The sequence below is a fragment of the Paraburkholderia piptadeniae genome (assembly GCF_900007165.1).
GTDB classification, from domain to species: Bacteria; Pseudomonadota; Gammaproteobacteria; order Burkholderiales; family Burkholderiaceae; genus Paraburkholderia; species Paraburkholderia piptadeniae.
Genome location: NZ_CYGY02000023.1, coordinates 261,918 through 274,417 on the forward strand (window position 1 = coordinate 261,918; position 12,500 = coordinate 274,417).

Genomic DNA, 12,500 nt, shown 5'->3' on the forward strand with positions numbered 1-12,500 from the left:
GCGCGCCTGTCCGTCATTGCTGCGCGACGAGCGCCTGCACGCCGAGCCACGCGGAAATCTGCGCGACGAGATCGTCGCTGGCGGCTGCGAGCGCGCGCGCGCCGCCCGCCGCGTCGGCCGAGCTCGCCGGCGCGCGCGCAAGGAACGTGCGCTGCCCGACCACCTTGCCGTCGACGAACAGCGTCGTGCGCGCGGTGACGGAGCCGTGGCTTTCCGACTGGCCGTCGAAGTCCTGTTCGAACTCGTCGAGATCCACCTTCAGCACGGGAGCGTGCCCGCCGTCACCGCCCGTGAGCACCGTGCCGCGCGACGACAGCGCATTGCGCAGCCGCTGCGTCAGCAGTTGCGCGGGCGGCATCGTCCAGTGGCTGGTCGCGTAGGAGGCCGTCTGCTGCGAGTCCGCATACGAGAGGCGATAGACGAGCTTGTCGGTGTCGAGCGTGGCGGGCGCCGTGACATCGAGCACCTTGATCGCCGGCATCGTGCCCGTGCTCCCCGGCAGCGGCGCCGGGCCGAGGTCGTAGCGGATATCGGCGAGCGCAGCCGGATTGCCCGCGCAGCCGGCCAGCACGCCGAGTGCGAGCAGCACTGCGGCGAGCGCGCCGCGCGTGATGAAGAGTCGGTGATTCGAACGTGACATTGCTTATTCCTTTGAAATTCATTTTGCCGCGCGCGCCGCCGGCCACACGAAGCCCGCCTCACCCGGGCCGGGCGCGGCAGGCGGCGCGCCGAACAGCACGCTGTTCGGCGTGCTGCTGAAGGTATCGGCGGCGCGGTCGACGGAGCGCACGGCCGTGCGCACGTCTTCCGCCAGCGAGTTGACGCGCGGCAGCGTGTCGTAACCGACGCGCGCCGACACGTCCTGCAACGTCGCGTTCATCGCCGTGAGCGCATCGCCCGCCTGCTGCGCGGCCGTGCCGACCTTGTTCAGCGTGACGTTGAGCGGACCGTCCGCACGATTGAGGCTCGTGATCATCCGGTTCGTCGATACGAGCGTCTGGTCCAGCTGGTTCAACGTGCCCGGCAGCTTGCCCGCTGCCGGCCCCATTTGCGCCGTGAGCGTCGCGACGCCATCGGCTGCATGCTGCAGGCTCGCCGCCGTCGCCATCAGTTGGGCACGCATTTCCGGCGAGAGCAGTTCGTCGACGTCGCGCACGGTCTTTTCGAGCTCACGCAGCAGCACGTCGCCGCGCGACTGCAACTGGTCGAGCAGGCCAGGACGCATCGGCATCTGCGCGACGTTCTTCGGCGACGACGCGAGCGGCGTCGTGTCGCCTCCCGTGTCGTCGAGCTGGATGAACGCAAGGCCCGTGACGCCCTGCAGGCCGAGACTGCCGAACGTCGAATGCGTGATCGGCGCGTTCTTGTCGACGAGGATGCGGATCAGGATCTGCCCCGGATGTGCGCGATCGAATTTGATCGACTGCACCTTGCCGACGTCGAGGCCGCGATATCGTACCGCAGCATCTGGGTACAAACCTGTGACATTGGTCCGCGCAATCAGATCGAAAGGTATGCGCACCGATCTGTCGACGTTGAAGAAAAACGCCGCCACGCCGATCGTAATCGCCATCACAACTGTGAAGAGCCCGGCCCAGAAGGCGTGTGATTTGTTTTCCATTGTCAGGTTCCCTGGTTCGCAGCGTGTTGGCGGCCGGCTACGCGGGCGCTCTCACGGTCGCATGTGGTTGCCGGACTCACAGCGCGGTGCGCAGCGGAAGCGCTTCCGCCGCGGGCTCCAGCGCCTCGTGCGGCAGCTTCGCGCGCCGCTCCGGCGACAATCCCTGCAACGCGAGCCGCCCGCGCAGCCCGAGAAAATATTCGCGGATGAACGGATGATCGACGCCCGCGACTTCCTCGACGGGCGCCGCCACAACGACCTTGCGGTCCGCGATCACGGCGACGCGCGTCGACAGCGCGACCATCGTATCGAGATCGTGCGTCACCATCACCACAGTCAGGCCGAGCGCGCGATGCAACGCGCTGATCAGCTCGACGAACTCGTCGGATGCCTGCGGATCGAGACCCGCCGTCGGCTCGTCGAGGAACAGCAGCTCCGGTTCGAGCGCGATGGCGCGCGCGATGCCCACGCGCTTCACCATCCCGCCCGACAGCGCCGCCGGCATCTTCGACGCATGCTTGCACGGCAGCCCGACCATTTCGAGCTTGAGCATCACGATGTCGCGCAACAGGTCTTCGGGCACCTTGCCGAGCTCGCGCAGCGGCTGCGCGATGTTGTCGAACACCGACAGCGACGAGAACAGCGCGCCATGCTGGAACAGCATGCCGGAGCGCACGCGCATCAGCGCCGCTTCTTCGTCGTCGAGCTGGACGATGTCCTCGCCGAACACTTTGATCGTGCCCGAGGTCGGCCTTTCGAGGCCGAGAATCTGGCGCATCAGCGTCGTCTTGCCCGAGCCCGAGCCGCCGACGATCGACACGATCTCGCCGCGCCGCACGTCGAAGTCCAGATGCTGATGGACGATGTTTCGGCCGTAGCGCTTGGTGAGATTGCGCACCTCGATCACGGTTTCCGCGATCTGCGGCAGCGGCTGGTCCCGTACGGCGGAGGTGAGCGGCGCGATCATGACAGCCCCACGTTCTGAAAGAGAATCGCGAACACGGCGTCGGCGAGGATGACGACCGTGATCGACGTGACAACGGATGTCGTCGTGCCCTCGCCGAGACTCTGCGAATTGGCCTTGATGCGAAAGCCGAAGTGACAGCCAACGATCGCAATCAGCATGCCGAACACCACGCCCTTGCCGAGCCCGATCCACAGGTTCGCGACGGGCACGACGCCCGGCAGCGCGCGCGCGAAGTACGACATGTCGATCTGCAGCACGAGCTTCGCGGCCAGCGCGCCGCCCGTCAGCGAAACGATGTTGGTCCACATCACGAGCAGCGGCATCGCGAGCGACAGCGCGAGCACGCGCGGCAGGATCAGACGCAGGCCGTGCGGAATGCCCATCACGCGCATCGCGTCGAGTTCTTCCGTCACGCGCATCACGCCGATCTGCGCGGTGATCGCCGAGCCGGAGCGGCCCGCCACCAGGATCGCCGACAGCACGGGGCCGAGTTCGCGCAGCACCGACATCCCCAGAATGTTCACGATGTACTGGTTCGCGCCGAAGAGCCGCAGCTGCTGCGCGGACAGGTAGCTGAGCACGATACCGATCAGGAACGCGACGAGCGCGGTAATCGGCAGCGCCTGCGTGCCCGCGCTATAGACGTTCGCCGAAAACTCCTTCCATGGCGCAAGCTTCGGATTGCGCGCGATCGACAGCAGATCGATTATCACGCGCCCGAACATCGCGACGCCGCCGTACAGATGCTCGAAGAACGCGAAGATGCCGAGGCCGAGCTGCGTGAACGGATCGAAGCGACGCACGGGCTCGGGGTTCTCGCGCGCGGTGTCGAGCAGCGCGATGCGCTCGAAGATGTCGCGCTGCGTATCGTTGAGCGCGACGAGATCGGCGGGCAACTTATAACCCCACACGCGCCACAGCGCCTGGCCACCGACATGATCCATCCGTTCGACCTGCGACAGATCCCATTGCGCGACATGCGCGCGGCTGGCGATCAATTCCCGCAGACGCGGCAGCGCCCGTTCGTGCACGCGGTCACGCGCCAGCGCGAGCGCGGTCCACTGGCCGGACAGGCGGACGATCTTGCCCTGGCTGCCTGCCGCGACTTCGAGTCCGGGAGGAGTGTCGTAGTTCAAGGATCGCTGGAATATCGTTATCGGATTAACGGGCATTGTAGCGAAGCCATCGATATTGGGCCCTGGTGGTATGCCTCGTTCCGGCGCGAGTTCCGGCGGGGCAGCCCGTGGAAAGCCGAATGGGTCACGACCCGATCACGATGACAGACTGAGTGGCTAAAATACGGCTCATGAATACCCCTAACTCATCCAGCGCCTCGGGCGACTGGCGAATCGACCGGCAGCGGGCCGTTGCATTGTTCGGACCGGCCGCGCACGACTGGCCCATCGAGATCGTCGAAGAGACGGGCTCGACCAACGCCGACCTGATGGCGCGCATGAAGGCGCTGCCACGCGAACCGGGCGCGCGCTCGCGGCCTGTCGTGCGGGTCGCCTATCTGCAGACGGCGGGACGCGGCCGGCGCGGCCGCACCTGGTATGCGGAACCCGGCAACGCGCTGCTGTTCTCGGTCGCGTGCGTGTTGCCGCGACCGCTCGAAGGACTGGCGGGGCTGAGCCTCGCCGTGGGCGTGGCGCTCGTCGACGGCTTGCGTTCGCTGCCCGTCGCGGGCCCTGGCCAGATCGCGCTGAAGTGGCCGAACGACGTGCTGCTCGAAGGCGACAAGCTCGCCGGCATCCTGATCGAAACAGCGTGGAGCACGCCGGACGCGAGCGCCGTCGTGATCGGTATCGGTACGAACGTGAGGGGCGCCGACGAACTGGCCGCGAAGGTCGGCGCGCTCAACGCGGACGTGCCCGCGCAGGCACGCGGCGCAGCGCCCACGGCCCTCTCTCGCGCGCTGCCGAACGCGAATCTCACCGATACCCTCGCCGCCGAGCTCAATGCGCTCGAGCCGGCTTTGCGGCGCTTCGGCGCGGAAGGCTTCGCGCCGTTCCGGCAACGCTGGAACGGCTGCCACGCCTATGCGGGACGCGATGTCGTGCTGTTCGAGCAGGGCGTCGAAACCGGACGCGGCGTCGCGGCAGGCGTCGACGATCTCGGGCAGTTGCTGCTCGATACGCCGTCCGGTCGGCAGGCGATCGCGACGGGCGACGTGTCGCTGCGTCTCGCGGACGAAGGCAGCGGCGCCGCATGAGTGGCGCACCGTATCTGCTGATCGACGCCGGCAATAGCCGGGTCAAGTGGGCGCTCGTTCAGGCCGATGGTACACAGACCCACTCGGGCGCGTTCGCGCACGGTGGCCAGCTGGTCAAGGGAACCGGCGATCCCTTGCAGTCGAGGCATGAGCCGGACTGGTCGACGCTGCCCGCGCCCGGTTCTGCATGGTTATCGAATGTCGCTGGCGACGCCGTCGCACGCCGCATCGACGCATTCATCGACCGATGCTGGCCCGCTCTGCCGCGCACGACGATCCGCTCGGCTGCGCAGCAGTGCGGCGTCACGAACCGCTACACGACACCGTCGCAGCTCGGCAGCGATCGCTGGGCGGGCATGATCGGCGCTCGCGCGGCATTTCCGGGCGAACCGCTGCTGATTGGGACGTTCGGCACGGCGACGACGCTGGAAGCATTGAACGCCGATGGCGTGTTCGTCGGCGGATTGATTGCGCCGGGCTGGTCGTTGATGATGCGCTCGCTCGGCGAGCATACGGCGCAGTTGCCGACACTCGACGCAATCGCCGCGCGCGGCTTGCTCGCCGACGATGGTGACGTCGCAAGCCTGAGTGAACATGCGAATCGCGCCGCGTGGTTCGCGGTCGATACGCCGCGCTCGCTGTCGTCGGGATGCGCATTGGCGCAGATCGGCTTCGTCGAGCGGATGTGGCGCGATCTGCAGGACGAATGGAAAGCACCCGTGCGGCTCGTCGTCAGCGGCGGCGCCGCCGGTGAGCTCGCGCAGGCGCTGAGCGTGCCGCATACGCGTCACGATTCGCTCGTCCTCGCGGGACTCGCGTTGATCGCGGCGGAGGCTTCGGCGCATTCGCCACCGGACGCCCGCCCGGCCTGAGCACCGAACACAGGACAGACAATGGTGGAGACCTCAACGATGCTGCGCTGGCTAATCGCCCTGCTCTTGCTCGCCAACATCCTCGCGTTCGTCACGATGCGCGGGCTGTTCGGCCCATCGCCCGCGGCAGGACCACGCGAACCGAATCATCTGGGCCGGCAGGTGCGTCCCGATCAGTTGCGCGTGTATCCGGTGTCGGCCGCCGACGCGACAGACCTCGCCGTCGTCGGCGGCCCCGCGCCCATTACGCCCGTCGCCGCTTCCGCGCTGAACCAGTAAGAGCGGCCTGGTCGAAAACGCGTGCCCGACCGTCGCCGCACCACACCGCGCTCAACCCGGCGTGCGCACCTTCTTCAGCAGCGCCGTCGTCGAACGGTCGTGTTCGAACGGAATCGCCAGCGCCTTGCCGCCCCAGCCGCGCACGAGCGCGGATTCCGGCAGCTTGTCCATGTCGTAGTCGCCACCTTTGACAAGCACGTCGGGACGCAGCGCTTCGATCAGCGCGACGGGCGTCTGCTCCTCAAAACGCACCACCCAGTCGACGCTTTCCAGCGCGGCCAGCAGCGCCATCCGGTCGGCTTCGTTGTTGATCGGGCGGTCGTCGCCTTTGCCGAGCATCCGCACCGACGCATCGCTGTTCACACCGACGATCAGCGTCGCGCCCAGCGCCTTCGCGTCCGCGAGATAGGTGACGTGCCCGCGATGCAGGATATCGAACACGCCGTTCGTGAAGACCACGGGGCCAGGCAGCGAAGGGCGAAGTTGCGCGAGGGCATCACGCGTCGTGAGCTTGCGTTCGAAAGTAGCGGCCATGTGAGAAGTCGTTGAGCGAATTTGCATCGAGTGTATTTGAACCGCGTTGGTATAGCCGCAGAAGAACTGCACGGCGGCAACGCATGGATTCAAAGCCAGAAAGAAAACGGCCCGGCGGGTTTTCACCTGCCGGGCCGTGGCGTTCGAGTGCCGCGCGCCGTGCGTTCAGCGACGCAGGCGCGCCGCCCCTGTCAGGCCGGTTGCTGATGCGCAGCCGCCGGCTGTTCAGCCTGCAGGCGCGTCACCACTTCCTTGCGATAGCGGTTCAGTTCCTGAGCCGTGCCGAACGAGCGCTCGAACAGGATCGACAGGTTGTGCAGAATGCGTTCGACCACCTTCTTTTCCCAGCCGTCGTCGAAACGGATCTGCTCGTCGAGCCAGCGCTCGAGCCACTCAGGATCGGGCAGACGCGACTGCACCGTGTCGCGGGGAAACAGCGCCTGGTTCACGTGCAGGTTCGTGGGGTGCAGCGGCTTTTCCGTGCGACGCGCGGAAGCCATCAGCACGCCGATCTTCGCGAACGCCGCGCGCGCGACGTCGCCAAAATTCGTCAGCGCCTTTTTCATGTAGCGCAGATACGCGCCGCCATGACGGGCTTCGTCGCGCGAAATGGTTTCGTAGATGTGCTTGATGACGGGCTCGGTATGCCATTCAGCCGCGCGGCGATACCAGTGGTTCAGGCGGATTTCGCCGCAGAAGTGCAGCATCAGCGTTTCGAGCGGCGGCGCCGGGTCGAACTCGAAGCGGACCGCGTGCAGTTCTTCTTCCGTCGGCACGAGCTCGGGCTTGAAGCGGCGCAGATATTCCATCAGCACCAGCGAGTGCTTCTGCTCTTCGAAGAACCACACGCTCATGAATGCGGAGAAGTCGCTATCGTGGTGATTGTCGCGCAGGAACATTTCCGTGGCGGGCAGCGCCGACCATTCGGTGATCGCGTTCATCTTGATGGTCGCCGCCTGCTCGTCGGTGAGCAGCGACGGGTCGAACTTGTCCCAGGGAATGTCCTTCTCCATGTCCCATCGAACAGACTCGAGCGATTTGTAAAGTTCCGGATAAAGCATGGTGTTCATGATCCCACCCCTGTTCTGCGCAAGGCGACGTCTGTTATCTGTTGCTACTTTTGCTGCGGATGAACGGAAAATTCTGAAGCGTCGGGAACTTTCGCCGCCATCAGCGCAGCATTCAATTTTACGCGGTAATCGGCTGCCAGGATGCAGGCTTTGGCAAAAGAACTACTGCGGCTCGTGATGCGCACGCGAATTTCATGCCTCGAATGCGCGGCCAACCGTGGGTGAGGGAAAACCTGTGCCTGAGGTCGTGCCAGCTTGCGGCCTGGACGGCAGTATGGGGTCCGCGATGGACGCTCCGGCACCGTATCGGCACCGGCATGGGCGGCGAATCTGTCATTGATGCGACGTTGCTCGCGCGCTTCCGCAGGCCAGAAAAAGCTTACACGATGATAGCACGCGGGGCTGCACGGCCTTGGTTTCGTGCCGTCAGGACACGCTTTGAATTGACGTAAAGCAACGCGAGCGCACGCCACCCACACGAATTGAACTGAATGTGCTAGCGCGTAGCGCCCGTTTTTTAAAGCGGTCGTGTCGCTTCGCCGCGACGCGACCGCCAGTACCTCATTCGGACGCGGACGAAGTTTTCTTCGCAGCCGATCCGCCCGTCGTGCGCTTCGCAGCAGGGCGTTTCGCGGCCGGACGCTGCGCGGCGTCGCCGGATTTCGCTTGCGCTGCGTCGTTCGCTTCTGACTCGGGCGCCTCGTCCGGGTCGAGATCGCTCGGTTCGAGTCCCGCGCCCGCTTCCGCTGCGCCCGTCGCCGTCGTCGCAGCGGGCTGCGCCATCGCGAACTGCGCGATCTGGTTGAACTGCGCCTGCAGCAGATTCCACCAGCCCGACGCGTCGAATGCGGGCGGCGGCGTCGACTCGCCTGCTTCCTGCGCGCTTGCGGCAGGCTGCGGCTCCGGTTGCCTCGGCGACGCTTCGGCCGCGGGCTGCGTCATCGCCTGCTGCGCAAACGCGCCGAACGCGCGCAGCGTCGTGAGCGTCGCGCGCTGCACTTCGAGCGCCTGAATCGCCGATTGCAGCATGTTCAGGTTGAGCTTGAGCCATTGCTCGACGGCGCGCATGTCGGTGATGCGCTTGTCGAGTTCCTCGACGTTCGTGAGCGGCGCCATCATGTCGGACATCATCGACAGCGACGGCACGATCCCCTGTGCCGCGCCCGGATGCGTGCCCGGAAACGCCGCGCCGAACGGTGTGAGACGCATCATGCCCCACATGCGGTCGAGCATTTCGGCGGGCGGAAAACCGGGGAAGCCGGGAAACGGTGGTGTCGAGCCGGGTGTGTCGGTCATTGCGGTTCTCCTTGATTTCCTGATTTCGGTTCCAGCGTGCTGCGTAGACGCGCTGTTCGATCATACCGCGCGCCGTTTGCGGCTGGCCTCGCGAATTGCTTGCCGATTGTGTCCTGGTTGGGTGCGCTTATCGTGCGCTTCTACCGGTGACGGTTTTGCGTTCACCGCAGCCGCATTCACCGATTCGCGGCCGCAAGGAACGCACCCGCACCAGCATCACCGGCGCCTCGACAACGCGCCGCCGCGCCGTTGTCAGAACGGCTCCTTGCCCGAAAAATCCGGCGTGCGCCGCTCGCGCAGCGATGCCACGCCCTCCTGCACGTCCGGTCCCGCGAAGCCCATGAATTCCAGTGCCAGCGACGTGTCGAACGCCGGCCCAGCGGAGCGCAGCCAGTTGTTCAACGCGTACTTGGTCCAGCGGATTGCCGTCTGCGAACCATGCGCGAGTTTGCGCGCGACTTCGAATGTTTTCGGCAGCAGATCGTTGTCGTCGACGGCGAGCGATACGAGTCCGATCCGCTCGGCCTCCTCGCCGCTCACCGGCTCGCACAGCATCAGGTAGTACTTCGCCTTCGCCATCCCGCACAGAAGCGGCCACACGATCGCCGCGTGATCGCCCGCCGCGACACCCAGACGCGTGTGCCCGTCGATGATGCGCGCGGATTTCGTCGCGATCGAAATATCGGCGAGCAGTCCCGCGACGAGCCCCGCGCCGACTGCCGGTCCGTGCATCGCCGACACGATCGGCTTGCTGCAGTTGATCACGTTGTAGACGAGGTCGCGCGCTTCGCGCCAGACGCGCGTGCGCACGTCGAAGTCATTCGCCATGTCCTCGACGAGGCTCAGATCCCCGCCCGCCGAAAAGCCCTTGCCCTCGCCGCGAATCACCGCGACGCGCGTCTCCGGATCGCGGTCGACGTCACGCCAGATGTCGGCGAGCTCGCGATGCATGTTCGCGTCAGCCGTCGCGAGATTGCTCTTGTTCGCGCCCTCGCCACTCATCACGATTTCGAGGATGCCGTGCGCATGACGCCGCACGCGCAGCGACCTGTAGTGCGCGTAAAAGGCGGGTTCGACCGATTGCGATTCCGATTCGTGAGACATGGCAAGCATCCGTAAGAGCGACGCGTCGGCGTCGGAACACACTTCACGCACGCGGCGCAGCCGACGCTGCGCCACGCAAACACACCGCGCTTTAGCGCGGCTGATACACCCACTTCGCGCTGCGAATCTCGACCATCACGCGCGCGCGCTGATCGAGACCGAGGTGATCCGTCGTGCTCATGTTGACGACGCCGTTCGTGTCGGCGAGACCGCGCGTCGCTTCGAGCGCATCGCGCAACGCGCGGCGAAACTCGACCGTGCCGGGCGCGGCCGCTTTCAGCGCGACGGGAATCGCATTGTTCAGCAGCATGCTCGCGTCCCACGCATACGAGCCGAACGCCGATACGCTGCCCGGCCCGCGCAGCTTCTCGAAGCGCGCGTTGTAATCGAGCGCGAGACGCTTCGAAGCATAGTCCGCGGGAAGCTGCGATGCGACCAGCACGGGACTCGCGGGCAGGAACGTGCCGTTGCAATCGGCGCCGCACACGCGCAGGAAGTCGTTATTGCCGACGCCGTGGTTGTGATAGATCTTGCCCTTGTAGCCGCGCGAGATCAGCGTCTTCGGCGGCAGCGCGGCCGGCGTGCCCGCCGCGCCCACGACGACGGCATCCGGGTTCGCCGCCATGATCTTGAGGATCTGGCCGGTGACGCTCGGATCGGTGCGGTTGAAGCGCTCGTTGGCGACCACGCTGATGTGATGGATCTGGGCGAACTTCGCGACTTCCGCATAGAACGTCTCGCCGAGCGCATCCGCCTGGCCGATGTACGCGAGCGTCTTCACGCCATGCTGGCTCGCGTGCTCGGTAATCGCGGACGCCATCATCGCGTCCGTTTGCGGTGTCTTGAACATCCAGTGCCGTTTCGCATCGACGGGCTCGATGATCTTCGCCGACGACGCCAATGAAATCGCGGGCGTTTCACCTTCGGCGATCACGTCGATCATCGCGAGCGAGTTCGGCGTGATCGACGAGCCGATGATGGCATCGACATGATTTTCGGAGATCAGCTTCTTCGTGTCCTGCACGGCTTGCGTGGTATCGGACGCATCGTCGAGCACGATGTACTCGACCTTCTGCCCGGCGACCTCTTTCGGAAAAAGCGTCGAGGTATCGCGCGCGGGAATGCCGAGCGATGCGGCCGGTCCCGTCAGCGACAGCACGAGGCCGATCTTCACTTGCGCGAGGGCGAGCCCCGGCAAAAGAGAAAGTGTGGCGGCGAGCATCGTGCGCCGGCCTGCGGCGCGGGGGTTAGAAACGCGCTCCTGCAAAGTTGAAGATGCAAACGTCCCGTATCGCGGCATGCCGTGTCTCCATTTTTTGTGCGTTCTGCGATGCTGCGTGGCTTGTGCTGTCCCGCTATCGGAAGATCAGCGACCGCGAGACTCGATGGCCTCGCGCGAGCGTCAGTGTAGCGGCGCGCGCGGCGCCATCGGCATCGGGCGAAACCCTTTCGGTTCGCTCGACGCGATGCGCCGCCAGCATTGCGCATGCATGACGCGTTGATGAAACGTCATGCACGATGCCCCTCTCACTACGCGCCTTCGAGCGGCGCAACGGCCTGATCGATCGAACCGAAAATCGACTTGCCCGCTTCGTCGAACATCTCGATCTTGACCGTGTCGCCGAACTTCATGAACTCGGTCTGCGCCGCGCCGTGCTCGATCGTTTCGAGGCAGCGCTTCTCGGCGATGCAGCAGTAGCCGCGCTTCGAGTCCTTGTTCGAGACCGTGCCCGAGCCGACGATCGCGCCCGCGCGCAAGTTACGCGTCTTCGCCGCATGCGCGATCAGCTGCCCGAAATTGAAGACCATGTCGGTGCCCGCATCCGGCTGGCCGACCTTCCTGCCGTTCCAGTGAACGATCATCGGACGATGCACGCGGCCTTCGCGCCAGGCTTCGCCGAGTTCGTCGAGCGTCACGGCGACGGGCGCGAACGATGTCGCCGGCTTGCTCTGGAAGAAGCCGAAGCCCTTCGCCAGTTCGGCGGGAATCAGGTTGCGCAGCGACACGTCGTTGACGAGCGTCACGAGCCGGATGCTCTTCAACGCCTGCTCGGGCTTCGTGCCCATCGGCACATCGCCCGTGATGACGGCCACTTCCGCCTCGAAGTCGATGCCGGACGATTCCGACGCGCACACGATGTCGTCCTTCGCGCCGATGAAGTCGTCGCTGCCGCCCTGGTACATCAACGGATCGGTCCAGAACTCGGGCGGCATCTCGGCGCCGCGCGCGCGGCGCACAAGCTCGACGTGGTTCACATACGCGGAGCCGTCGGCCCACTGGAACGCGCGCGGCAACGGGGCCATGCATTCCTTCGCGTCGAATGAAAACGTGTTGCGCGCGCGGCCCTGGTTCAGCTCGTCGTACAGGTCGCGCAGTTGCGGCGCGTAGAAGGTCCAGTCGTCGAGGACGCGCTGCATCGTTGGCGCGATGGTGTCGGCGATGGCGGCCGTATGCAGGTCGCGGGAAACGACGATCAGTTGACCGTCGCGCGTGCCGTCCTTCAGCGTGGCAAGTTTCATGGCGAGAAAGCGTGTGGATGACGAT

The 12,500-nt window shown here is 65.7% G+C and carries 14 protein-coding genes; 3 read left to right on the top strand and 11 right to left on the bottom strand.

The annotated features are described in order from the left end of the window. Positions 1–13: 13 nt before the first annotated feature. From BN2476_RS11230 to BN2476_RS11245, 4 genes are all read right to left on the bottom strand, one after another. Positions 14–640, bottom strand: coding sequence for an ABC-type transport auxiliary lipoprotein family protein (locus BN2476_RS11230; protein ID WP_087734216.1), 627 nt, complete (start codon positions 638–640; stop codon positions 14–16). 18 nt (positions 641–658) lie between these two features. Further along, positions 659–1,621 carry an MlaD family protein gene (locus BN2476_RS11235; RefSeq protein ID WP_087734217.1) on the bottom strand — a complete coding sequence of 321 codons (963 nt, stop codon included), beginning with the start codon at positions 1,619–1,621 and terminating at the stop codon, positions 659–661. 76 nt (positions 1,622–1,697) lie between these two features. Then, on the bottom strand, positions 1,698–2,588 hold the full coding sequence (locus tag BN2476_RS11240; protein ID WP_087734218.1) for an ABC transporter ATP-binding protein: 891 nt from the start codon (positions 2,586–2,588) through the stop codon (positions 1,698–1,700). Continuing rightward, entirely contained in the window at positions 2,585–3,724 is a 1,140-nt protein-coding gene (locus tag BN2476_RS11245; RefSeq protein WP_087734219.1) for an MlaE family ABC transporter permease, read from the bottom strand. Before BN2476_RS11245 ends, BN2476_RS11240 begins: the two co-directional genes overlap by 4 nt. Before the next feature lie 170 nt (positions 3,725–3,894). Between BN2476_RS11245 and BN2476_RS11250 the strand changes: the two genes are divergently transcribed. The 3 genes from BN2476_RS11250 to BN2476_RS11260 are packed head-to-tail and all read left to right on the top strand — an operon-like array spanning position 3,895 to position 5,951. Further along, positions 3,895–4,800: a biotin--[acetyl-CoA-carboxylase] ligase gene (locus BN2476_RS11250; protein WP_087734220.1), complete on the top strand. Its 906-nt coding sequence runs from the start codon at positions 3,895–3,897 to the stop codon at positions 4,798–4,800. Continuing rightward, positions 4,797–5,672 (top strand): type III pantothenate kinase, encoded by an 876-nt coding sequence (locus BN2476_RS11255; RefSeq protein ID WP_087734221.1) that lies wholly within the window; start codon positions 4,797–4,799, stop codon positions 5,670–5,672. The genes BN2476_RS11250 and BN2476_RS11255 overlap by 4 nt, the downstream gene beginning before the upstream one ends. Before the next feature lie 39 nt (positions 5,673–5,711). Next, positions 5,712–5,951 carry a hypothetical protein gene (locus BN2476_RS11260; protein ID WP_087734222.1) on the top strand — a complete coding sequence of 80 codons (240 nt, stop codon included), beginning with the start codon at positions 5,712–5,714 and terminating at the stop codon, positions 5,949–5,951. Positions 5,952–6,002: 51 nt separating this feature from the next. Here BN2476_RS11260 and rfaE2 read toward each other — a convergent pair whose 3' ends face one another. The 7 genes from rfaE2 to BN2476_RS11290 all read right to left on the bottom strand — a co-directional run bounded on the left by rfaE2 (position 6,003) and on the right by BN2476_RS11290 (position 12,475). After that, positions 6,003–6,485, bottom strand: coding sequence for a D-glycero-beta-D-manno-heptose 1-phosphate adenylyltransferase (rfaE2, locus tag BN2476_RS11265; protein WP_087734223.1), 483 nt, complete (start codon positions 6,483–6,485; stop codon positions 6,003–6,005). A gap of 191 nt (positions 6,486–6,676) precedes the next feature. After that, complete coding sequence (locus BN2476_RS11270) at positions 6,677–7,555, bottom strand: ferritin family protein (protein ID WP_087734224.1); 879 nt, start codon at positions 7,553–7,555, stop codon at positions 6,677–6,679. Positions 7,556–7,599: 44 nt separating this feature from the next. Further along, a complete protein-coding gene (locus BN2476_RS46430; protein WP_160111697.1) occupies positions 7,600–7,740 on the bottom strand; it encodes a hypothetical protein in 141 nt (46 codons plus the stop codon). A gap of 376 nt (positions 7,741–8,116) precedes the next feature. Next, positions 8,117–8,851, bottom strand: coding sequence for a PhaM family polyhydroxyalkanoate granule multifunctional regulatory protein (locus BN2476_RS11275; RefSeq protein ID WP_087734225.1), 735 nt, complete (start codon positions 8,849–8,851; stop codon positions 8,117–8,119). Positions 8,852–9,103: 252 nt separating this feature from the next. Then, the gene (locus BN2476_RS11280; protein WP_087734331.1) at positions 9,104–9,955 is read right to left on the bottom strand and encodes an enoyl-CoA hydratase/isomerase family protein; all 852 of its coding nucleotides are present in this window, start codon (positions 9,953–9,955) and stop codon (positions 9,104–9,106) included. 91 nt (positions 9,956–10,046) lie between these two features. Further along, entirely contained in the window at positions 10,047–11,255 is a 1,209-nt protein-coding gene (locus BN2476_RS11285; protein WP_087734226.1) for an ABC transporter substrate-binding protein, read from the bottom strand. 230 nt (positions 11,256–11,485) lie between these two features. Continuing rightward, entirely contained in the window at positions 11,486–12,475 is a 990-nt protein-coding gene (locus BN2476_RS11290; protein WP_087734227.1) for a fumarylacetoacetate hydrolase family protein, read from the bottom strand. Positions 12,476–12,500 lie beyond the last annotated feature (25 nt).